General features: G+C 64.6%; 28 protein-coding genes, 1 tRNA gene and 1 riboswitch. Of the genes, 12 read left to right on the forward strand and 17 right to left on the reverse strand.

The window, feature by feature from the left end:
* Positions 1–305 precede the first annotated feature (305 nt).
* Complete coding sequence (locus tag U858_RS0115410) at positions 306–842, forward strand: hypothetical protein (protein WP_025138044.1); 537 nt, start codon at positions 306–308, stop codon at positions 840–842.
* Complete coding sequence (locus U858_RS0115415; RefSeq protein WP_025138045.1) at positions 839–1,603, forward strand: DUF1828 domain-containing protein; 765 nt, start codon at positions 839–841, stop codon at positions 1,601–1,603. The genes U858_RS0115410 and U858_RS0115415 overlap by 4 nt, the downstream gene beginning before the upstream one ends.
* 88 nt (positions 1,604–1,691) lie before the next feature.
* Here U858_RS0115415 and U858_RS0115420 read toward each other — a convergent pair whose 3' ends face one another.
* The 3 genes from U858_RS0115420 to U858_RS0115430 all read right to left on the reverse strand — a co-directional run bounded on the left by U858_RS0115420 (position 1,692) and on the right by U858_RS0115430 (position 3,737).
* The gene (locus U858_RS0115420; protein WP_025138046.1) at positions 1,692–1,964 is read right to left on the reverse strand and encodes a hypothetical protein; all 273 of its coding nucleotides are present in this window, start codon (positions 1,962–1,964) and stop codon (positions 1,692–1,694) included.
* 315 nt (positions 1,965–2,279) lie between these two features.
* On the reverse strand, positions 2,280–2,906 hold the full coding sequence (locus U858_RS0115425; RefSeq protein WP_029953918.1) for a hypothetical protein: 627 nt from the start codon (positions 2,904–2,906) through the stop codon (positions 2,280–2,282).
* 87 nt (positions 2,907–2,993) lie between these two features.
* Complete coding sequence (locus U858_RS0115430) at positions 2,994–3,737, reverse strand: helix-turn-helix transcriptional regulator (protein ID WP_025138049.1); 744 nt, start codon at positions 3,735–3,737, stop codon at positions 2,994–2,996.
* Between the two features lie 87 nt (positions 3,738–3,824).
* Here U858_RS0115430 and U858_RS0115435 point away from each other — a divergent pair, with 87 nt between their 5' ends.
* Positions 3,825–5,081 (forward strand): MFS transporter, encoded by a 1,257-nt coding sequence (locus tag U858_RS0115435; protein WP_025138050.1) that lies wholly within the window; start codon positions 3,825–3,827, stop codon positions 5,079–5,081.
* A 73-nt stretch (positions 5,082–5,154) separates the two neighbouring features.
* Here U858_RS0115435 and U858_RS0115440 read toward each other — a convergent pair whose 3' ends face one another.
* From U858_RS0115440 to U858_RS0115450, 3 genes are all read right to left on the reverse strand, one after another.
* Positions 5,155–5,787 carry an FMN-binding negative transcriptional regulator gene (locus tag U858_RS0115440; RefSeq protein WP_025138051.1) on the reverse strand — a complete coding sequence of 211 codons (633 nt, stop codon included), beginning with the start codon at positions 5,785–5,787 and terminating at the stop codon, positions 5,155–5,157.
* A gap of 81 nt (positions 5,788–5,868) precedes the next feature.
* Complete coding sequence (locus tag U858_RS0115445) at positions 5,869–6,369, reverse strand: N-acetyltransferase (protein ID WP_025138052.1); 501 nt, start codon at positions 6,367–6,369, stop codon at positions 5,869–5,871.
* A 30-nt stretch (positions 6,370–6,399) separates the two neighbouring features.
* On the reverse strand, positions 6,400–6,594 hold the full coding sequence (locus U858_RS0115450) for a hypothetical protein (protein WP_025138053.1): 195 nt from the start codon (positions 6,592–6,594) through the stop codon (positions 6,400–6,402).
* 502 nt (positions 6,595–7,096) lie between these two features.
* Between U858_RS0115450 and U858_RS35925 the strand changes: the two genes are divergently transcribed.
* From U858_RS35925 to mntP, 5 genes are all read left to right on the forward strand, one after another.
* The gene (locus tag U858_RS35925; RefSeq protein ID WP_198529727.1) at positions 7,097–7,258 is read left to right on the forward strand and encodes a hypothetical protein; all 162 of its coding nucleotides are present in this window, start codon (positions 7,097–7,099) and stop codon (positions 7,256–7,258) included.
* Between the two features lie 22 nt (positions 7,259–7,280).
* Complete coding sequence (locus U858_RS0115460; protein ID WP_232786543.1) at positions 7,281–7,901, forward strand: YiiX family permuted papain-like enzyme; 621 nt, start codon at positions 7,281–7,283, stop codon at positions 7,899–7,901.
* Positions 7,902–7,909: 8 nt separating this feature from the next.
* A complete protein-coding gene (locus tag U858_RS0115465; RefSeq protein WP_025138054.1) occupies positions 7,910–9,571 on the forward strand; it encodes a hypothetical protein in 1,662 nt (553 codons plus the stop codon).
* A gap of 10 nt (positions 9,572–9,581) precedes the next feature.
* Entirely contained in the window at positions 9,582–9,953 is a 372-nt protein-coding gene (locus U858_RS0115470) for a tRNA-binding protein (RefSeq protein ID WP_025138055.1), read from the forward strand.
* Between the two features lie 51 nt (positions 9,954–10,004).
* Positions 10,005–10,177: riboswitch (yybP-ykoY riboswitch) on the forward strand.
* A gap of 13 nt (positions 10,178–10,190) precedes the next feature.
* Complete coding sequence (gene mntP / locus U858_RS0115475; RefSeq protein ID WP_025138056.1) at positions 10,191–10,754, forward strand: manganese efflux pump MntP; 564 nt, start codon at positions 10,191–10,193, stop codon at positions 10,752–10,754.
* A gap of 212 nt (positions 10,755–10,966) precedes the next feature.
* Here mntP and kdgT read toward each other — a convergent pair whose 3' ends face one another.
* The 6 genes from kdgT to U858_RS0115510 all read right to left on the reverse strand — a co-directional run bounded on the left by kdgT (position 10,967) and on the right by U858_RS0115510 (position 17,616).
* Entirely contained in the window at positions 10,967–11,968 is a 1,002-nt protein-coding gene (gene kdgT, locus U858_RS0115485) for a 2-keto-3-deoxygluconate transporter (protein ID WP_025138058.1), read from the reverse strand.
* A gap of 203 nt (positions 11,969–12,171) precedes the next feature.
* Positions 12,172–12,762 (reverse strand): fimbrial protein, encoded by a 591-nt coding sequence (locus U858_RS0115490; protein WP_157838809.1) that lies wholly within the window; start codon positions 12,760–12,762, stop codon positions 12,172–12,174.
* Between the two features lie 260 nt (positions 12,763–13,022).
* Positions 13,023–13,553, reverse strand: a complete 531-nt coding sequence (locus U858_RS0115495; protein ID WP_025138060.1) for a fimbrial protein — start codon at positions 13,551–13,553, stop codon at positions 13,023–13,025.
* Positions 13,554–13,576: 23 nt separating this feature from the next.
* Positions 13,577–16,159 carry a fimbria/pilus outer membrane usher protein gene (locus U858_RS0115500; protein WP_198529728.1) on the reverse strand — a complete coding sequence of 861 codons (2,583 nt, stop codon included), beginning with the start codon at positions 16,157–16,159 and terminating at the stop codon, positions 13,577–13,579.
* 12 nt (positions 16,160–16,171) lie between these two features.
* Positions 16,172–16,939: a molecular chaperone gene (locus U858_RS0115505; protein WP_232786544.1), complete on the reverse strand. Its 768-nt coding sequence runs from the start codon at positions 16,937–16,939 to the stop codon at positions 16,172–16,174.
* Positions 16,940–17,067: 128 nt separating this feature from the next.
* Entirely contained in the window at positions 17,068–17,616 is a 549-nt protein-coding gene (locus tag U858_RS0115510) for a fimbrial protein (RefSeq protein ID WP_025138063.1), read from the reverse strand.
* Between U858_RS0115510 and U858_RS35655 the strand changes: the two genes are divergently transcribed.
* On the forward strand, positions 17,615–17,818 hold the full coding sequence (locus U858_RS35655) for a hypothetical protein (RefSeq protein ID WP_157838810.1): 204 nt from the start codon (positions 17,615–17,617) through the stop codon (positions 17,816–17,818). The two genes, U858_RS0115510 and U858_RS35655, sit on opposite strands and share 2 nt — an antisense overlap.
* 165 nt (positions 17,819–17,983) lie before the next feature.
* Positions 17,984–18,640 carry a response regulator transcription factor gene (locus U858_RS0115515; RefSeq protein WP_042885032.1) on the forward strand — a complete coding sequence of 219 codons (657 nt, stop codon included), beginning with the start codon at positions 17,984–17,986 and terminating at the stop codon, positions 18,638–18,640.
* 99 nt (positions 18,641–18,739) lie between these two features.
* On the opposite strand, the gene U858_RS35660 is transcribed toward U858_RS0115515, so the two are convergent.
* Positions 18,740–18,855, reverse strand: a tRNA-His gene (locus tag U858_RS35660).
* A 75-nt stretch (positions 18,856–18,930) separates the two neighbouring features.
* Between U858_RS35660 and U858_RS0115520 the strand changes: the two genes are divergently transcribed.
* Both U858_RS0115520 and U858_RS0115525 read left to right on the forward strand, forming a co-directional pair.
* Entirely contained in the window at positions 18,931–19,593 is a 663-nt protein-coding gene (locus U858_RS0115520; protein WP_025138065.1) for an SOS response-associated peptidase, read from the forward strand.
* A gap of 48 nt (positions 19,594–19,641) precedes the next feature.
* Positions 19,642–19,935, forward strand: coding sequence for a hypothetical protein (locus U858_RS0115525; protein WP_025138066.1), 294 nt, complete (start codon positions 19,642–19,644; stop codon positions 19,933–19,935).
* 93 nt (positions 19,936–20,028) lie between these two features.
* On the opposite strand, the gene U858_RS0115530 is transcribed toward U858_RS0115525, so the two are convergent.
* From U858_RS0115530 to U858_RS0115545, 4 genes are read right to left on the reverse strand one after another with little or no spacing between them, the layout of a single operon-like run.
* Positions 20,029–20,412 (reverse strand): hypothetical protein, encoded by a 384-nt coding sequence (locus U858_RS0115530; RefSeq protein WP_232786545.1) that lies wholly within the window; start codon positions 20,410–20,412, stop codon positions 20,029–20,031.
* A 14-nt stretch (positions 20,413–20,426) separates the two neighbouring features.
* Entirely contained in the window at positions 20,427–20,918 is a 492-nt protein-coding gene (locus U858_RS0115535) for a hypothetical protein (RefSeq protein WP_025138068.1), read from the reverse strand.
* A complete protein-coding gene (locus tag U858_RS0115540) occupies positions 20,915–21,193 on the reverse strand; it encodes a hypothetical protein (protein ID WP_025138069.1) in 279 nt (92 codons plus the stop codon). The genes U858_RS0115535 and U858_RS0115540 overlap by 4 nt, the downstream gene beginning before the upstream one ends.
* A gap of 1 nt (position 21,194) precedes the next feature.
* Positions 21,195–21,503, reverse strand: a complete 309-nt coding sequence (locus tag U858_RS0115545; RefSeq protein WP_025138070.1) for a hypothetical protein — start codon at positions 21,501–21,503, stop codon at positions 21,195–21,197.
* Positions 21,504–21,505: the final 2 nt, after the last annotated feature.

Consider the following 21,505-nt stretch of genomic DNA (forward strand, 5'->3'; position numbering starts at 1 on the left):
GGCCCGACCGCGCCAGGCCCGGCGCCGCAGGCTGACGTTGCCCAGCCAAGGCGCCGTTTTTTGCCTGTATATCCATACAGCCGCAAGACCGGCACCGTCTTCATCTTGTAAGATTACGCCCCGCGCAGTTCCCGCTGCGCGGACCAGCTCCCGAAAGGGGGCTTTTCCCATTGGGCCGGACGCTTTATCGACTGCAGACAGCCTGACCGGGAAAAATCCGCCCCCCCTCGCGCTGCCGCGCGCCCGCCACTGCCACGCGGCGACGCGAACCGCGCGACGCATTTCCAGACACTAGATCCGTTTCCATGGCCAACAAGTTCGAACCGCTAATCACCGTTGATGAGGTGCAAGAGATCCTTGCCGAGCCCAAGGAAACCATCAAGCAGATCACCTGGGTGCCCAAGCCGGGCGGCGGCAGCATCCAATGGATGGAATTCGCCAGCCCCTGCCGCATCAAGGGCGAAGTGCGCGACGACGTGATCTTTCGCGCCACCTACCGCGGCGCCCGCACGGTGGTGCACGGCCAGGCCACCATCTTCCTGACCGAAGCATTCTGTGCCAGCCTCTTCGTGGGTCCGCACCGCGTGTTCGGCGTGGACACGGACGACTCGTTCCACACCAGCCTGGTGGGCGAAGGCCGGCCGCACTACCGCAAGCCGCTGGCGGACCGCAGCCATGAACATATCTGGGTGAACGAGGGCGAAGGCTATGCCGAGCCCATCGTTCCCGCCCTGCACACGATCGGCGAGTTGATGCAGTATTTCCTGCCCCGGGCCAACCTGACCCTGACCGGCGGATTCGCGCATCCCCTCAAAGGCCGACAAATCGAACTGATCCTATGAGCAATTTCCTGGAAGCCTCCGGCTGGACCGTCCTGCCGGCGGGCGAGCATGCCATCCGTGCCATCTCGCCGATGACGCTCGGCCTGGACGGCCAGCACGCCGCGTTCTTCATCGCGCATCCGGACGATGCCACGTTCTATCTCACCGATGCCTGTGAGACCGCGATGCACGCATCCAGCTACGGCATCGAGCTGGCCGCCAAGCGCATCGACATCCTGAACGAGACGCCAGGCGTGAGCCTGGCGCATTTCGACAAGTCGGGCGCCATCGTGGCCTCGGGCCCCAACGAGCAGTTGCAGGAAGCGTTGTGGGATGCGGTGAAATTGGCCATGGCCCTGTCGTTCCAGTGCGCCAAGTGGATGCCCCGCTTCAGCCAGCTGCGTTTTCGCGCACAGGTCGGCCGCGCCTTGGCGGCGGGGGTGGGCGTGAACCGGATGGTCAAGGGCGCGCGCGCCAAGGGCAGCAGCGGTCACACCGCCGACTTCGCTTTCGCGGTGCGCGCTGCCGGCAGCACGGCGTTGACCTACATCGAACCGATCGCGCTGAAGGCCGGCAAGAAAATGGACTGGACGCAGGTCTACCAGACCCACGGCAAGATGTCGGACGTGAAAATGGCGGATGCGCGCAACTCGCGCATGGTGATTCTGGAAGACGGCGCGTCGGCCGAGGAATTCAAGAAGGCCGTGACCATCCTGGAACAGTCGGCCACCGTGCAGACCCTGGCCAAGACGCGCGACTGGCAGGCCGTGTTCGCCGACTAGGCGGACGACGCAAGACCGCTGCCGGCGCCAAGCGGCCCGGCGGCGATGCAGACCCGAATTTTCAGCCTGACGCTCAGGTTGGCAATGCTCAGGCTGGCATGTTGGTCAGGCCGTCGACGATCTCGCGGCCGTGCAGGATGGCGGCATGCACCGCTTCGCGCGGACTGAAGACAAAACCGCCTTCGGCGAACCGTGGCACGGGGTATTCGTCGCCGCCTTCGCGGACCGCGCCCGCCTGGACCACCATGACCGATGCGATGAAGACAGGGCCGCTGGGCAACGCTTGAACCTCAGCGCCAGCGCCCCGGGACACTTTGGCCGTCAGCCGGTATCCCTTGTAGATCAAATTGTTCTGATGCACTTCGGATGCCCTCTTTCTGCGAGCCAGCATACCCCGGCTGTTCATGACAGTTCGGATATGTTTTGTAACCCGGGCATCTACTGGAAACATTGTTGCATTGCAGAAGTTGCGTCCCCGTTTCTGTGGCTCGGGCCCCGAGACCGACCCGCGGCGCCGATCTGCAAGCAGGGCGCGGCTGACAGCCAGATGAAGCCGGCGGCCGATGGCCGCCGGGCTGATCCGTCCCGGGGATTTCCCTAAAGCTGTTGCGAAAGCGCACTATTCACCGCGTTTCCGGGCGATTTCGGACCGATTTCGGGGACTGTCGCGAGGCAATCAAACGGCGTTCATGCCCGTCGCAGCCAGATAATCGGGCAAGGTCCAGCCCCGCCCCAGCAGGAACATGCGGGTATGCAGATCGGCCAGTACCGTGGGCGCCACCGTTCGGCCCAAATAGGCCAGGCGCTTGCGCCGCAGGTCGGCGTAGCCCAGCTCATAGTCCCGGGCCAGGCCCAGCCACAGGCGGTGCGCGGCAGGCGACTGGCGCGCGCCGCTCATGATGCACAGGCCCGCATCCAGGCCCCAGCGATAGACGGCGGTGGCCAACCCCATGCCCTGGTAGGGCGCGGCGTACTTCGAGTGCGGGGCGCGCACATAGGGGTCGGCGCGCCGCCCCACTTCGATCAAGCGGTTGAACACCGTATAGCCCGCCAGCCGGCCGCGCCGCACGTCCACCACGTACACGTAGTACTCGCCATCGGCTTCGCGATGGCGAAGCACAAGGCCAGGGATGTCGGTACGGACCTCCTGCAATCCGTGCAAGCGATCCGAAGGACGATTCATACGGTCGTAGATGGCATCGAGTTCCTTGTCCACCTCTTGCGGGGCATGGTTGACGTCGATGCGCAGTTCCGTCGCGACAGGCAAGGCGCGAGGAAAAGCGTGCAGGGCCAGCGTAAGCAAGGCCACCTCCTGTACAGGGCAAATGCCCGATGAAAAAACCCGTGTTTGTGCCGCCCGCCGACGCGGGCGGCAAGGTGTTGAAGTGTCCTAGGCTGCCGCCGGATTGCCCGGACGCGCCCAGTCGGCCATGTCCCCGGACGCAGGGTCCGGCATGCCGAAGAACGCGGGGAACTGGCGCGCGCCCTTGCGCGTGACCGACAGGGCGCGCGAGTCCAGGTCCTTGTCGACCCAGCCGCGTTGCAGCAGCGCATCGAGCAGCGCCGCACCGAGCGCGCCGCCCAGGTGCGAGCGGCGCTCGCTCCAGTCCAGGCAGGCGCACGCAAAGCGGCGGCGGCGCTGGCGCGCCTGGGCTACGTCGACACCCACCTGCGCCAGCGAGGCCTCGCCCAATGGCGTCAGCGCGTAGTCGCGGCCGTCGGCCGCCAGCCATTGGCGCGCCAGCATCGCATCGTGGATGCGCACGGCCAACGTGCCCGCCATGTGGTCGTAGCACGTGCGCGCATCGCGCAGCGCCGACGGCGTGTTGGGCTTGAAGGGCGTGCGTTCGGCGCCCGCCACGACCAGCAACGCTTCAAGCGCCTGGCCCACTTCTGCATTGGCCAGGCGGTAATAGCGATGCTTGCCCTGCACCGCCAGGTCGACCAATCCCTGTTCGCGCAGCCGCTGGAAATGGCTGCTGGCGGTGGACGCGCCGATGTCGGCGGCGGCGGCCAGTTCGGTGGCGGTGCGTGCGCGGCCGTCCAGCAGCACGCACAGCATGCGCGCGCGGGCAGGATCGGCGATAGCGCCGGCAACGGCCGAGAGATTGATGTCGGCGAACTTGGATTCCATCATTCGGCCCAGACCAAAGTGTTGTGTACAGGGACAAGCATACTGCGAGTCATCTCAACAAGACAGCCGGCGCCGCCGGCCCCCATCATGCGCAACGCCCCGCGTTTTTTCGGTTGGAACGTCCTGTATGCCACCTTCGCGCTGGCCATCTTCGGCTGGGGTGTGGGCTTTTACGGACCGCCTGTCTTCCTGCATGCCGTGGTGCAGCGCACCGGCTGGAGCGTGGCGCTGGTGTCGGCCGCCGTGACGCTGCATTTTCTGTGCGGCACCGTGGTGGTGGCCAACCTGCCGCGGCTGTACCGGCGCTGGGGCCTGCCGACGGTGACGCTGACGGGCGCCGTGTCGCTGGCGCTGGGCGTGTCCGGCTGGGCGCGGGCGGACGCGCCGTGGCAGCTGTACGCAGCCGCCCTGCTGTCGGGCATGGGCTGGGTGACCTTGGGCGCGGCGGCAGTCAATGCCCTCATCGCGCCGTGGTTCGTGCGGCGCCGCCCTGCCGCGCTGGGCATGGCCTACAACGGCGCCAGCGTGGGCGGCATTGTGTTTTCACCGCTGTGGGTATTCCTGATCGCGGGTTACGGCTTTGCGCAGGCGGCGCTATGGGTCGGCGTGGCGATGGTGCTGGTGATCGCGGTGCTGGCCCGCAAGGTGTTTTCCATCACGCCGCAGCAACTCGGACAATTGCCTGACGGCGCCGCGGCGGACGCGCCCGCGCAAGCGGCGGTCAACACGCTGGCCCGCGTACCCCGGCTGTGGCGCGACCGCGCCTTCCTGACGCTGGGCGCCGGCATGGCGCTGGGGCTGTTCGCGCAGATCGGCCTGATCGCGCACTTGCTGTCGCTGTTGGCGCCGCTGCTGGGCGCGCAGACCGCAGGCATCGCGATGGGGCTGGCCACCGCCAGCGCCATCGCCGGGCGCAGCCTGGTCGGCTGGCTGATGCCGCCCACCGCAGATCGCCGTAAGGTGGCTTGCGTGTCGTTTGGCGTGCAGATTGCGGGATCGCTGGTGCTGATGCTGGCCGCCGACCATATGTGGGCGGTATGGGTGGGCGTGATGCTGTTCGGCGCGGGGATCGGCAACGCGACGTCGCTGCCGCCGCTGATCGCCCAGACGGAATTCGCGCGCGAAGATGCGTTGCGGGTGGTGCCGCTGATCGTGGCGTTATCGCAAGGCGCCTATGCCTTCGCGCCGGCCGCGTTCGGTGTGCTGCGGTCGGCTTCGCAGGACGCAGGCACGTCGATGTTCTGGTTCCTGGCCTTGGCGGCCTGCGTGCAGGCCGCGGCGATCGCCTGCCTGGCGTGGGGCTGCGGGGCATCGGCGCGGCGGCCCGTGCCCGCCATGGCCTGACCGCCATGGCATCACGCAGCCGGCGCGGGCGGAGCCAGATTCAACGAGCCCCAGCCCGGCCGCGGGCGGCGGTTCAGTCCAGGCCGCCGCGGCGCGCCACCAGGCCTGCCATGACGGCGTCACCCTGTTCGGCGGCCAGGCCCGTGGCCACGCCCTGGCGGTCGGCGGGCGTACGGTTCTGGCTGACTTTCCATTTGCCTTCGATGCGCGTGATGGCGATTTCGACGCCGACGATGGCGCGCATCTGCGCGGCGATGAAATCGTCGGGCGCATCTTCGACCCGCCAGGGCTGCACCCGGGCTTTTTCCTGGGCGTCCGTCAACGCACCGATCTGCGCGCGCACCCAGGCGGGATCGTCGTGGATCACCGGCGTGCCCCAGACGTGCACGGCAACGAAATTCCAGGTGGGCACGACTTTGTGCGTCTCGGCCTTGGTGGCGTACCAGGACGGCGTGATGTAGGCCTGCGCGCCATGGAACACCACCAGGCATTGCGCCCCCGCGGCCAATTCCTTCCATTGCGCATTGGCGCGCGCCATGTGCAGGCGCAGCACGCCGTGCGGCCCTTCCGGATAGAGCAGACAGGGGATGTGGTTGGCCATCAGCCCGCCCTCCCCGCTGGTCATCATCACGCCCAGCGGATGGGCGCGGATGAAATCGTGCTGGACCTCGAGCGAATCTTCACGGAAAGCGGACGGCAGGTACATGGCGGCAATAGGCGTCGTGTCGGGGAAAAACACACGATAGCGCCAGCCTGGCTCCATAGCCAGAGCCATATAAACCCCAATTCATGGGGCCACAATATCGGCCAATGCCTTCACCAGCAGCACCGTGGTGAAGCCGCTGTCCCATTCTTCGTCGGGATAGGTGTCGATTTCGGCGTAGCCGTGCTTGCGGTAGAACGCGCGGCTCTGGGTGTTGAACGTGTCGGTTTCCAGGCGGGCGTCGGCGAAGCCGGCCGCGCGCATGCCGTCTTCGGCCAGCGCCAGCAGCGCCGCGCCCACGCCGCGCCGTTGCAGGTCCGGATGCACGTGCAGCGCCCAGATGAAGTTCTTTTCCCAGTCGACCATGCCCGCCACGCGGCCGTCGACCTCACAGACGTGGAACTGCGCGCCGCGCTCGGCGACGTATTGCGGGATCTTGCCCGAGTCCAGGAAATGCCGGTATTTTTCCGGCGTCATCTGCGGCTGCCAGGTGCCTTCATAGGTACGCGTCAGCACGTCCTCGAGGGCGGCCGCGTCGGCTGCGCGCGCCGGCCGGATCGTCAGGGGGGATGAGGGTTGCGTCATGCGCGGCAGTGTAGCAACTGCGCGCGGGGCTTATCGTCGGACGCGCTCGTAGGCCTGGTTCATGCGCTCGCGCGCAGACGTTTCCTGTTCGTAGGCGCGGTCGTAGGTGTCCAGGCATCCCGGCGTGGGATTGGGCCACTTGATCGCGGCGACGGCGGCGGTGAGCTCGTCCCGCGCGCGCTGCCATTCCTTGACGGCGGCGTACCACTCTTTGGTCGTGTCCATAGTTTCCTCCCTATGTGCACGGCCCCATCGTAGTCCTGCCCAGGCGGGTGCGGCTGATGCAAGCGGTGACGCGGAAGGATGAGACGCTCGGGTTTTCGGATGGCTACCGGGTGGGAACGGATCCGGCAGCACGGCAGGACATGACGTGTCATTGCCAATATCGGACGCATCGCCTTTCGCAGCCAAGGTAGAATTGCGCGCCGCGGCCTCGCGGCCTGCTGCGGTCTCGCGCAAAAAACCCTGCGCGCCGCCGTCGATTGAACCCGCCGCCGCCGCCGCGGTCATAGAAAGCCGGTCCGCATGGCCGGCCATGGGGCGGTTTGGCCGGTTGGCGTTGCCGCCGGCGCCCGCGCCAACCTTGCTGCCGCCTTTCAAGGCCCGCCGCCAGCCGCCGCGAATCCCCGTTTCCTCATATCACGATGTGATGAATATTGACGTCAACCCTCACTTACCCACGGCCGCGGCAAATGCTACTGTTCCGCCTGTGCAAGGAGTACTAGCAATGGATCAGAAGACCAAGCCCTGGGCCTTTCCCAAGCCCCATCCGGAAAACACCCCGCGGGGCGAACGCAACAAGCAGGAGTTCGACGCGCCCGTCGCTGAAAAAGCACCCGCGGCCAAACCGCGCAGCAAGAAAACCGCCAGCGCCGCGGCCAAGCCATGATGCGCGGCTGAACGCCGCCCACATGCCCATGCGCTCCTTCGCCATCAACTGGCTTGCCCGTACCGCCGCGGCCGCGCTCTGCGCCGCATCCCTGACTGCCGTTGCCGCCCCCGACGTCCAGACGGGCGACCTGGTGTTCCAGCAATCTCGTTCCGCGCAAAGCCTGGCGGTGCAGCAGGCCACGCATTCGCCCTACAGCCACATGGGCATGATCGTGCTTCGGCAAGGCCGCCCTTATGTGCTGGAAGCCGCGGCTACGGTGCGCTACACGCCGCTGGCGGCCTGGGCCGCACAGGGCGAACGCGGCGCCTATGTGGTCAAGCGCCTGCGCGATGACACGCAACTGACGCCGCAACGGCGCGACCGCCTGGCCGCCATCGGCGCCACGTATACGGGCAAGCCTTATGACGCGGCGTTCGGTTGGTCGGACGACAGGATCTATTGCTCGGAACTCGTCTGGAAAATCTACCAGCGTGCGCTCGGCGTCGAAATCGGCGCACTGCAGCCGCTCAAGACCTTCGACCTGAGCGCGCCCGCCGTGCGTGCCAAGATGCGGGAACGCTACGGCGACGCCATCCCCTGGGATGAACCGATCATCTCGCCCGCCGCGATGTTCGATTCCCCGCTGCTGCGCTCGCCCTGAACCCGGCCATGGACGCGACGCCGATCCCGTTCATGAACCCGGCCTTGCGCGGCGCAGGCAAGATCACCGGCGTCTTTTTCAACCCCGCCGGCGATATCGCCGCGGTGGCTTCGGTGTTTCCTTTGCTGGCCAATCCGCGCGCGCGGGCTGCCTATGGCGGCGCCGCGTTGCGCTATCGCGTGGGCCTGTACCGGCTTGGCGAGACGACGCCCTTCGCGGTGTACGACGCGCTGCGCCTGCCGGTCAACGACGTGGCGTTTCACCCCACCGAGCCTGTCGTCGTGATCGGCGCGGGCAGCTACGACGGCGGCTATCTGTTCGAAGGCGATCTGGCCTTCTGGAACTGGCAAAGCGGCAAAAGCCGCCGCCCGTACGCGGCCGTTCCCGAAGTGGTGCGCTGCCGCTACAGCGATGATGGCAGCCATGTCGTGGCGTGGGTGCGGCCCTGGGACGAAGAATGGGGCGACCAGGAATACGATGCCGACGGCGACTGGAACCAGGTGCTGGACACGTTGTTCCCCATCCAGGTGGACGATTCGGAGGCCGCGTGGCACTTGCGGTCGCCCGCAACGCTGACGCTGGATCCGGCCACCGCCACGAGCGGCGGCGCCGTCACGCCCGACGTCGATGCCGCCCGTCGCCTGGCGGATTGGCTGGCCTTGCCCGACCTGGGTCTGCGCGGCGCGATCTGGGACCTGGCGTGGCGGGATGCCGACACGCTGGTCGCCACGCACGACGATTGCCTGCTGGATCTCTACGCCGCTGACGGCCGCCTCATCGCCCACCACGAAGGCGGCGGCCATGGCGCGGAAATCCTGCGCGCCGCCTCGATCACCGTGCATGCCATCGCCCCACCCGATCCCGGCGACCGGTTTCGCCGCGATTCCCGTCTGTATGCGCTGCAGGGCGATGCCCTGGTCGCGCTGCGCGACTACGCCGGCCAATACACGTTTTCCATTGCCAGCGACGGCCGCGTGCTGGGACGCCAGGACCGCATGGGCCCGACGCGTCCGCGCGCCCATGACGTCCAGCTCGATGCCACGCTGACAACGGAACAACGCCTGGACGTCGGCCATTACGACTGCTTCAACCACTACGTCGGCATCAACGGCGCCCCCCACCTGTTCGCCGTGCAGGGCACGCCGCCCAGCTCGCACGAAGGCAAGCACCTGTGCATCGTTCACCCGGACGGCCGCATCGAACGCCTGTGGCCGCTGCTGCAACCCGACGGCACGCACGCCAGCCACGCCATGGAATGCCGCGGCGCGTATGTCGACGATGAGCAAGGCCCGGGCGTCATCATCGCCGGCAAGCACTATTGCCCCACGGTGGACAACACATACAGCGGTTTCATCTACCGCAAGAGCCTGGCGCGCGGCGTGCTGGCATGGCGCCACGCCACCCATGCGTCGCCCACCATGATCCTGGCCGCAGCCGGCCTGGTGATCGCGGCATTCCTGGATGGCCGGCTGATGCTGATCGACGCGCTGACAGGTGGCGTGCGGCTCGATACCAAGATCCGCATGGCAGGCGCCGCCACCGTCATCTACGCCCTGGACGCTCGCGACGACCGCCTGGCGATCGGCACGATAGACGGGCGCATCGCCGTGGTCGGCGTCCAGGACCTGCTGGCCGCGCCGGTGACGCGCGGCGGCATCGACCTCGCTTAGAATTCCTGCCATGCACTACACCCAAGACCCCAATACGCCGCCCGCCCCGACCGTCAGCTTCGATGACTTCATGAAGGTCGACATCCGCGTGGGCACCATCATCGCTGCCGATCCGTTTCCCGAAGCGCGCAAGCCGGCCTACAAGCTGACGATCGATTTCGGCGCCGGCGTCGGCGTGAAGAAAAGCTCGGCGCAGATCACCGGCCGCTACGCCTTGGAAGACCTGCCGGGCAAGCGTGTGCTGAGCATCGTGAACTTCCCGCCTCGCCAGGTGGGCCCGGTGCGTTCCGAAGTGCTGGTGCTGGGGCTGGCCGACGACGCCGATCACACCGTGCTGGTGACGCCCGAACTGAACGTACCCAATGGGGCGCGGCTGACCTGAGCCGGGCGCCTGGCTGTGTCACACCCGTGCCACGCGCCTTTTGGTAAACTGGCGTTCCTCTTTGGGGAGTAGCCTCTTCCGGCCCCGTCCGGAAGCGTTTGCGTCAACATTCTTGGCCCCCCTGGCCATGGCGCAAACAACCGATACGGTTTGGCGAGACCATGGACTTTTCCGTAGCTTCTGACCGGGCGATAGGGAAAAAGTCTATGCGTTTCGCCCGGTCGGAGCTTCTCTCGCATGAATGCCCTTTCCACGATCGTCCTGGCCTTCGCCATGTCCACCGACGCCTTCGCCGCCGCGGTCGGCAAAGGCGCTGCGCTGCATAAACCCCGCTTGTCCGAAGCCCTGCGCACCGGCCTGATCTTCGGGGTGATCGAAGCGATCACACCCGTGATTGGCTGGGCCCTGGGTTCCATGGCCGCGAAGTTCGTGCAGGACTGGGACCATTGGATTGCGTTCGGCATGCTCTGTATCCTGGGCGCGATGATGATCCGCAATGGCCTGGGCGCCGACAAGGAAGAAGCCGCCCCCGTCGGCCGCCATTCGTTCTGGCTGCTGGCCGCCACCGGTTTTGCCACCAGCATCGACGCCATGGCGGTGGGCGTGAGCCTGGCCTTCATCGACAACAACATCGTCGTCACCGCGCTGGCCATCGGCCTGGCCACCATGTTGATGGTGACCCTGGGCGTCATGATCGGCCGTCTGGTCGGCAACGTCGCCGGCAAGCGCGCAGAAGTGCTGGGTGGGCTGGCGCTGATCGGGATCGGGGCCACTATTCTGTACGAGCACTTGAAGGCCTGATGCCTGGGCTATGTGCCCAGGCGAATGGCCCAAGCGGCTCAGGAAGCCGTGCAAGCGTATTTCTTTGAAGATGCGACGCACATCCCCGCCCCATCGAGTCCAGACTGCTGGTCAATGCACGCTGACTACAAAGCCGGCTTCTGGATGATGATCGATATCCGCGTGCCCGAGCGGAAGGCGGGAAACCCGAGCATCCCGCCTTCCCGGGCACACTAAACGCCGCTGGCCCCCATCACCGGCACGGCTTGCGCCTTGCCCCGGCGCACGCGCGGGGCGATGCGCTTGGCCCAGAAGGCGGTCAGCATGGGCACGAGCAAGGCGGTGATGACCACGCATGCCGCGACCAGGGCGGTCGCTGCCGGCGCCCACGGCTGGAACTGCGGCGCGGCGGCGGCGACCAGGCTGGGGGTGGCCGCGGCGGCGCCTGCCGTGCTGGACGCGGCCACACCCGCCGTGCCGCGGCCGCCGCCGATCAGGATGTCGGAAATCACCAGCGCCACGCCCGACGCCAGCATCACGCCCACCGCCACCACGATGCCCAGCAAGCCGGTATCCAGGATGACGGACAGATTGATGGTGTTGCCCAGCGCAAAGGCGAAAAACGGGATCAGCATGCGCGGCCCGCGGCTGAAGAAATCGCGCAGGTCTTCGTCCAGGTTGCCGAGCGCAAAGCCGATCAGGAACGGAATCACGACGCCGACCAGGTGATGCGGCTCGAACGCGGCCAAGCCCGTGGTTCCCAGGATGATCATGGTCATCAGCGGACCGGATTCCATGCCGATCAAGACGGATGCGCCGGCCTCTTCGCGCGTGCCGTATTCCTCCATCAAGGACGCGAACAGGCCCGCGTTGGTCATGTCCAGCGCGGCCACCAGCGCCAGCACCGACAGCCCCGCGAAAAAGCCGGTGGCGATGCCGCCTTCCGGCAGCCAGTGCGATGCCAGCAGAGCCACCACCCACGCCAGGCCAAGCTTGGCGCCGATCAGCGCGCCTGACTTGCGCAGCACGGTGCCGGTGGCGCGCAGGTTGATGGATGCGCCCAGGCAGAACAGCCAGACGGCAAGGATAGGCACGACGCCGGTGATCAGGCCGTTGGTGAACGAGCCGAAATACTTGCCGGTGTCGGGCCAGAAGGTGTGCAGCGCGGACCCGAGCAGCAGCGGCACGAGCATCATGCCGCCGGGAATCCGTTCGATGGAACGCTTGATTTTCATGTTGTCTCCGTTGTGGCGCGCGATCAGGCCGCGCTTTGTTTTTCCAATGAAATCAATTTTCATAAAAAAACACCATAGGGAAAGCCCAAATTTCGGGCATTTATCCCTAAATCAACGGGTAATTACCTAGTCATTCATCTCAAAAGGGCCCACTATTTATTTCATATATGAATTTAATTTTTATTAATAAAAATTTAGATGCACTAGCGGTATTGGAGCGTGATCGTGACCATGCCGTTCGCATCGCCCGGCGTGACACGGGACGACACTTGGTAGTACCTCGCGCTGTAGACGAGGTCCCACCCGGGCCCGTGGCTGCCGCGGTCGATCATCGTGCCCAACGGCACCGCGTTGCCGGCCCCATCAAGCAGTTGGATCGCCACCCCTGCGGCGCCACCCGATACCCCCAACAGCCCGCGACTGGCGTCCACCACCCTGTCACTGCTCACCGTCACGCCGACATGGGTGCCGGCGACGCAGGAAAGTCCCAGGTTGAAAACCTTGGCAGGCGTTGTGGCGCCTACGCTGCGAAAGTGGTCAACCGTGAACTGCCCGATCGAAATTGTTCTGTCCGCCCCTGCCGTCGCATGGCACCCGGCCGGCGTGGGGTCGATGTCGATATTCACCGGCCCGCTGCACCACGAATGCGAGGCCGGATAATCGGTACTGACCGGCGCCGAAGCGCCCGCCCAGACCTGACCACGCATCGCGCTGTCAGGGCGGTAAACCGCAGAGCAGGAACCGCCCCCGCGAACCTGGCACTGCACAGCCGCGCCATTGGCCGAACGCAGCATGCGGTTGTCTGCCGTGTAGAGCGTGACCCACGACTGCGCACCGTCCGTCGAACTTGGCTGCGAGAGCAAGAAAGTGACCGCCGTTCGCGTCTGCCGGGTCACCGACACTCCCACGGTTTGGGTCCCGCAATGGAAGGGAGCGGCCCACCCCGGCACTGGGAAACTCACGCTACACACGACCACAGCGCTCACGCATAAGGGCAACCAGGCGACAGGTTTCGGGCTTGTCATTGCGAACGGACGGCGCACAGTCACTGGGCCTATCGGTACGTCACGGTGAACGTGGCCGAACCGTTGGCGTCACCCGTGCCGATGTTCGCTTCGGTTCGGTAATAGCGGGCGTAATACTGCATATCCCAGGTCAAGGCATGGCCTTTGCCCTGATCATCGACAACCCCCAGCTTCACCGGCATCTTCTGTTTGTTGAGCAGCTGGATACCCACGCCGGTCGCGCCACCCGCGACGCCGATAACACCGTTGCTTGCATCCACGATGTTTGTCGACGAAGGCGTGACCAGCACCTGGACAGCGGTAGTGGGACAACGGATGCCCAGCGTGAATGGAACGTCGGACACGACAGAACCAATCGGCGCCGCGAATTCGCTGGTGTTGTGCGTACCCAAGGGCACATTGATGACCGGATTCACGATGGAGCATGACGCGGCCTGGATCTTGCCAGTGAAGCGCGCATTCACCACTTCAGCGTGAGCGGGCACTGAAAGACCCAGCAGTACGCACGCGGCGGCAGCCGCCTGGAAAGGACGAGAGCCAATGATGGTGTTTATGGTCATGATGCTTTTCCTTAAAGAGATGATTAATCAATCGCGGACTTGCACATCGCATCAGCGCGCTGGAATCGCACGCCTTCATCGATTGGTTTCTTCAACGCGTATTGCGCGTCGCACTGCATTCCCTGGGCCTGCCCCCACCGTATGTGAATCGCACCCTGCTCCGCAGCGCCTGAAATAAAGGCCTGGCCATCCTGCCCCACCACCCCGACCTCCTTGCCGCTGGCATCGGCGATCAACGATCCGAAAGGCGGCGCATTGCCGTGCGCGTCGTGGATATCGAGCATGACGCGATAGCCGACCGTAGTGTTGTAGTTGGCCCGCACCACCGCGCCGCGCGTCGGTATCACTTCAACCGCGGCATTCGTGACATCCACGTTGTGCCCCAGGTCTTCCGTCTGCAGGGCAACACGATTGCTGCGGTAGGGCTGCACATACGGCACCACGGTCCGTCCCGCCGCATCGGTGCGCACCGCGGTATGGCCATCCACCCCTACGCCCGCCGCGCCAGGCGCGTCGACCAACGCCACCGTTTCGCCCAGATACTGCGACAAGGTCACGCCCCGGTCATGCGCCACCAGCCCTCCCTGGACGCCCAGCGTGGTCTGTCCATAGCCGCGGCCTTGCGAGCGTCCGACATCCACCCGAGCCGCGCGCCCCTGATAACTGGCCGATGCGCTGCCATTCGGGCCGCCCCCCTCATTGGACTGTCCGCCCGTCACGGAATACGAGAGCCGGCTGTCATCCAATGCGGAACCGAAGACGGTGGCCTGGTTACTCATCCGTCCGCCCGAGTCGGCCGTCAGGCTGTATTGCGCAGTCGCCCTGGTCGAACCGATGGGAATCTGCAGGGTCAGCATGAATTGCCGATTCGACGGCTCGACAGCCATTTTCGAGTAGTTGACGTACACCCCGATCGCGACCTGCTTATAGGCCGTGTTGTAGCCAAGCTGCAGCGTCTGCTCAGCGGCCCCGCCCTGCCAATACGTTTCGTTCCTGGCGGTCACATAGGCATAGCCCCACCCGCCCAGTTGCTGGCTGACCTGGCCTTCGATGCGGCCGCGCCGGCCATGTCGGTTCGTTTCATGAAGCGTGCCGTCGGCGCTGCGCGCCCCCGGCTCCGCGGTCTCGGAGAACGTACGAAAGCCCGACGTGGAATAGCGATAGCCGAGCAGGCGAAAATCCGTGCCGATCGCGGCGAAGGACTTCGCATACAGCAAGCGCAACGATTGCCCGCCAGACCAGCTGCTGCCCTGCGCTTTGCCGCGCGCCCGGGTGGTATCGACAGACACAGCGCCGAAGTCGCCCAGGTTCTTGCCCACGCCCACCAGCCCGGACTGGTACGCACTTGAGCCGATCAAGCCGCCATACAGGGAAAAGCCATAAGGCAGCCCTCGCCCGACCGTGGCCTGCGCGAAGCTCGGCTGGCTGGCGTGCGTATAGCCTGACCGGTATTTACCGGAGGTGGCGCTGTAGCGCCAAACGCCCTCACGCAGCAACGTGGGCACCGCCGAGAACGGCTGCACGAAACGGGTCTCGCGGCCGTCCGCCTCGGTTACCACCACTTCCAGATCGCCGCTGGATGCCGTGGGGTAAAGATCGTCGATCGCAAACGGACCGGGAGCCACGTATTTGGTGTAGATGATGTAGCCGTTTTGACGCACCGCCACCTTGGCATTGGACTGCGCGATGCCGCGAATGACGGGCGCATAGCCCTGCTGGCTGTCCGCCAACATCTGGTCGTCCGAAGAGAGCTGAACTCCGCGGAATTGGATGCCATCGAAAATATCGCTGGGCGACGTGCCGTCGCCCAACAGCAGACGCCCACGGATGGCGCCAATGTCTCGCTGCGCATACGTTTCCACCGCACGCCAGGTCGAGGCCCCCATCATGTCCCGGTTGTAGGTCGAAAAATGCCGTACCCGCCAGGCGCCCAGATTCACACCGCCGCGCACCGCGCCGAAATAGGTATTCCCGGCCGAAGCGCCCGAATAATCGCTTCCACTGCTATTCGCATAATTCAATTGATAATTCAGAATCGCAGCATTGATGCCGTTGTCCCAGCGCTCCCTGGCGACACTGCCGCGAGCCAGGTTAATCATTGCCGCCTGCGGAATACTGATAGACAGCTTCTGTGCCGCCGCGTCGTAATCGATCATTGATTCAGGTATGGATTTCTGCAGATCAACGCAATCGAGTTCGGCAACAGCGTCAATAGCCGGGAAAGCCTGGATATTCAGTCTCCAGGCCAAGAGTTGGCCACGGGTAAGACAGGGTTGCGCATCGCCCTGCCCCGCCGTGACAAAGCGCACCTCTTCTTGCCCCATCAGCACCTGATTGACCAGGACATCCACGCGGTACATACCAGCAAGCACCCGATTGCCTTTGCTGAACAGCGACAGATCGGCGGACTGCGCGCCATTGATTTCCAGGAATCCCGAATTGAATTGCACATCGTCCGACACAACCGTGGCCGCGGCAGGATCAGGCGCGGCGATTGCCGTCGGCGCGACCAGGGTCGCCACCAGCGATAAACCGACCCACTTTGACCATGGGGCGCGACGGGCCCAGCCTCCCGCCCAGGCGAATGCCGCATCGACAGAGCTCATAGTCATGGCGGCTCAACGCCCGGGCGCGTCCGCCGCCGAGTCGCCGGCGATCAGACGACCCTGTGCATCAAGCACCAACGACGTCTTCGGCGTCATCGCCCCAAAATCGTTGATCGTTGTGTAAGTGACGCGGGTGGTCCCGTTGCGCACCGCGAATTTAAGCGGCACGTTCAACGATTGCGACGGCGCGATCATGTCGGGCTTGTACTCTTCCCGATCGGCCCCGTGGACGATATTGAGCGTGGCAATGGTGACGTGATACGACGTAGGGTTGTCGATCCTGAGCGCCATCCGCCCCCCTTGCGCACTGGGTACCAATGACCACCGCAATTGGGACGGCGCCCGATCTGCTTGCCCAGACAGACCTGCTGGACGGTAGAAAAGCTTGATGCGAGTCCGCATGGCGATCTGGAGCGTGTTTTCCTCCGAGGTCTTGGGCGGAATTTCCTTTACGTTCAACCAGTAAACCGATTCCTGATCCTGGCGAATGCCATCCCCGGCTCGCAGGATGCGCAATATATTTTCCTTGCCAGGGTCCAGACGCGACAGCGGCGGCGTGACGAAAAGAGGGGTCTGATTGTTACCCTCGCCCGCATCGACCCAGGCCTGAACCACGTACGGCGTCTTGTCGTCATTCTTGATGGAAACCGAAGCTTGCTGTTTTGCTTCTTCAAAGACCACCCGCGTCCCCCCCACCATCACCGCGGCCGCAGCCGTATTGATCAATGGCAAGAACAGCCCCCCGGCAATGCAGAACATCAGAAGGCGCGCTTGGTGCATGTTGGTTCCGTCCAAAATAAGCAGGCAATAGCTGTCCCGCTGCGCATCGCAATGCGCAGTCACTGACAGTCTTTAAGATTGGCCGGCAGGCTGCCGGCCAGGAGAATACGCCGCCCGAGGGCCCGGGTTTACTGGTATGCCACCGTGAATTGCACGGTGGCGTTGGCAGTGCCCGCCGTCACCGCCGGGCCGCCGCCCACCGGAATGTCGGCGGTTTGAATGTAGGCGGCCTGGAATTGCAGGTGGTTGTCACCCTGAAGCACGCTGTAGTCACCGGAATTGGAACCCACCTGAATGGCAGAGCCAGCGGAGTCCTGCATTTGAATCGCGATGCCCTTGGCGACCGAGGAGATCACTTCGCCCGCGCCGATCTGCAGATTGCCGTCGGCGTCGGAGATGCCATCGAAGCGCACGCTCGCGGTCTTGTCGCCACTGCAGCGCAACAAACCGATGGTGAATTTGGCTGGTGTGGTCTTGGAGCCCTTGGCGGTGAACGACGTGGTGTTCCAACTGCCCATATTGACGGTCATGTTCTGGCTGATTGGGGAAATGGCGCAGGGCGAGGTATTCACCTGGCCGTGGAAACTGATATGGCCGTCCGCCGCCCAAGCCGTGCCGCCAGCGAAAGCGCCACTGACGCCCACGGCAATCACCAGGCAATTCGTGAAGTTCTTCATGATCGATTTTTCCCCGTTGAATCCAGACAAAGAAAATACCGACCAGCATTCAATCCGGCTGCACATTTCACGCAGCGCCGCTGCGGCGCGGGCGGAATTATTTTCGGTATTTTCAGATGCCAGCCCAGGCTTTCTTGAAGGGCTCACCGGCAACGGAAATATAGTTCAACCCATCCGTCCGCTGAGCCAAGAGGATTCCTAAATTACGCGACGCCGCATTATTGAAGAGCCAAAGTCGGCACCTTCATCACGCCCGCGTCAATGTAACAACCAATAGGAATATTCTGAAAACAACGATAATTTCCGCACATCCGCTTGCGGCCAGCAGCATGATAGGAGCCCTACCATAAGCAAGCGGAGCTGTACCGTGAAATACGAATTCGTTATTGCTGATGATCATCCAATTATCCTGGCCGGAATTCGCCTAGCCATCAGCCACCTTCCTGGGTGTCAATTGGTGGCGCAGGCTTCCAACGGCAGGGAACTGATAGATGCGCTGACCAGGCACACGTGCGACGTGTTGATTGCGGACTACTCAATGCCGAACAGCTCTTATCCCGACGGCCTGGCCTTGCTCACTTTCGTACGCCGCCGTTACCCGGAAATTCGAGTCATAATTTTCACGATGATCGACAACCCGCTGCTGATCCATAGAATGTTCGAATTGCAGGTGTCTGGACTGCTAAGCAAAATGGACTCGTTCGAACATATCGAGAACGCGTTGCACGCACTCGATGACGATGAGCCCTACTGCTCACCCATCATTCAAAAAATTCTGCAGTCGTACAAAAACAGCCGACTCGATCCGCATCCGATCGAGCGTTTATCACCCCGGGAACTGGAAGTGCTGAGACTGTGCGCCTCGGGACTGCCCGTAGGAAAAGTCGCCGAACAGCTACGCCGCAGCATCAAGACCATCAGCACGCAGAAAACCACCGCAATGAAAAAGCTGGGCTTCGCCAACGACGCGGATCTGTACAGCGCCATCTTCGAACACAAGCTGCTCAAGAACATCGCTATCTGAGGGCAAGGCCAATCCCTTGTGCCACCGACATCCGACACAGAAAAACCAATAAAAAAGGCGCCTTGGTTTGACCAAAGCGCCTTTCTTCATTGAATTCGGTGGGGTGGCTGATGGGACTCGAACCCACGACAACTGGAATCACAATCCTGCGTAATTCCTAGGTTTTATGCGGTTCTCCGGGCGAAACTGGTGGCATGGCCCTGAAATTCAACCACGGTTTCATGCGGTTCTCCAGGGTGCCGCCACCGCAGATTTCACCCCTATACTGGCCCTTCCCATGGGAGGGTGTCATGTGCAGCCACTACCAAACCCTGAAGGACGCCGAGCTGCTGCTCAAGAAGTTCGGCGTGCCCACCAAGCCGGCCGGCGCCAAGTACGACATGTGGCCGCGCTACCCGGGCGTTTTCATCCGCCGACCGGTCGAGCACGATGCCGGCGACGACGCGGTGCCCGAACGCGAGGCTGTGGTGGGCCGGTGGGGCCTGATCAGCGCTATGACCAAGGCCGACGGCCTGGACAAAGCGGGCAAGCTGTCGACGTTCAATGCCCGCAGCGAGACGGCGGCCAAGTCGTTCACCTTCGGCAACGCGTGGCGTCGCGGGCAGCACTGCATCATCCCGGCCGACGCCATCTTCGAACCTGACTGGCGGTCGGGCACTGCGGTGGCCACCCGGTTCACCCGGGCAGACGGCGCACCGCTGGGCATCGCCGGCCTGTGGGACCGCTGGCGCGACGCCGCCGGCCAGGTGCAAGAGAGCTACACCATGCTCACCATCAACGCCGACCAGGACCCGCTATTTCGGGACTACCACCAGGCCGGCAAGGAAAAGCGGATGGTCGTCATCCTGCCCGAGGGCGCCTACGGCGACTGGCTCACCGCGCCGGCCGATGCGACACGGGATTTCCTGGCGCCCTTCCCGGCTGACCGGCTCGCGGCAACCCCTATGAAGTGACCCCAATTATTGCGGATTACACTGTTCATCCAACCAGTGCTTTCCGCCATGCCGTTCAAAGCCCCCCTCACCCATTCCGAGTTGCGCGCCATCCGCGAGCGTCAGCCGTGGAACGCCGATGTGCTGGCCCTCCTATGGGAGGTCAAGCGCATGCGCTCGATGCTGCTGCGCCTGCATCAGGTGTCCGGCGACCTGAAGCGGCCAGCCGGGCTGATGGGGGACATCTACGACGAGCTCCTGGCGGGCCTGGCCACCGAGCCCTGTGTGGTGGAAATGGACCAGATGACGGCAGAACTGCTGGAAGCGCCGGCCAAGCTGCGCAAGGGGATGGCGCCGCGCTAGTCTGGCCAGGCCCCCACCACCGCGCGATGCCGCGCAGCGCACTCCCCATACAGGGCCGCCAACGTCATATAGCTTCGGGCGAAGTCGTCCCAGCTATCGCTGGTCACCTCGGCCACCGGCTGGCACGGCTGGGCCAGGTTGGCCGGCAGTATTGGCCAGGCGGCCGGCTTCGTTGATGTGCTGCAGCCGGCCAGCGTCAATACGGCAGCCAGCAGGCAAAGGGCTTTGGACTTCCACACGGGTATACCTCTCGATGATCTTGGGCCCGGCGGTGCGAAGCTCGGCCGCGCTGGCCTCGAAGGTGGTGGCGATGCCGGCCAGACGGCCGGTCTGGGTCTTGAACTCGTTCAGCTCGGCTAAGGCGTGGTCAGCGTTGGCCTTCGCCACGCCGTCGTCGTAGCGGCTGGACCCGTACAGCACCACGCAGGCTCCGATCGCCATCAGGACCGCGGCGCCGCCGATCCAGGGCAGAGCCATGCGCAGGAACGGGTTCACCGCAGCACCTGCGCGGCAGCTTGGCGGTAGAGATCCGGCCAGGTTTGCGGATGCGGCTTGCCCGGGCGCCACGTGCGCAGGTACAGATTCCAGGCAGCGTCGGCATCGCCGATCGCTGGCAGCGCCTTCGGATCGGTCCACAGCATCAGCCGCGCGACGCCGGCCGCCAGCACGTCGTCGTATTCGAGCGCGGCATAGATCGCGTCCGGGTCGCAGGCCACGCTGCGAGCCTTGCACAACGCCGCCAGGTGATCCTTGCTCGCCGCGTGCAGAAACACCCCCCACACGCCGCCGCGGCTGGCGCGGGTGCCCTTCTCGAACTGCCAGAACCCGCGCGCCGGACCGCCAATCTGGCGCCGGTGCACGAAGCGGCTTTCCTGCAGGCCGATCGCCAGCAGCATGACGCGCGCGGCCGGCGTATCCATGCCGGCCGGCAGCAGCGCCAGCGCCGGGTTGATGGCGTCAGAAGTGATGGTCTCCAGGGTCATAGCGAGGGTTTCCTGATGTGCTTTGCCGTCACGGCGGCAACGTAGAAGGCGGCCGACGCGGCAAGCGCGGCATCGCCGGCGCTGGCCCAGCCGGCCATGAAGATCCGGCACGCGGCGCCGGTGGCGGTCAGGCTGACCGCGGCCAAGCCGATCCGCTCCAACGTGGTGTCCTTGATAGAGCGCGAGAAGACGGCCAGCACCGCGCCGCCGGCGACGATGAGCCAACTCACAAAGGCCAACACGGCCCAGAGGGTCAAGTAGATGGTGCTGTCCATGTCACGCCCCTTTGCCGCGCACGCGGTCAATCACGGCCTGCCACAGTGCACCGATAGGCGCTGCCTGGACGGCCTCCCAGGCGCGCGACACGATGGCCATGCCGAACATGCCAGTAAGAAATCCGGCCAGGCCTTCCGGAATTCCCAGCAGCAGCGACAAGTACGGTGCGGTGTAATACGCCACCAACGATCCGCTGACGGCCATGCTCAGCCGAGCAGGCCAAGATCCCTGCAGGTAGCGCATGGAAACGGCCGCACCCAGCATGCCGGCGAACTTTGCTGCGAAGGCGTCGAAGTCTTGGAGGTTCAAGC

Source organism: Achromobacter sp. DH1f, from assembly GCF_000633435.1.
Classification (GTDB): domain Bacteria; phylum Pseudomonadota; class Gammaproteobacteria; order Burkholderiales; family Burkholderiaceae_B; genus Achromobacter; species Achromobacter deleyi.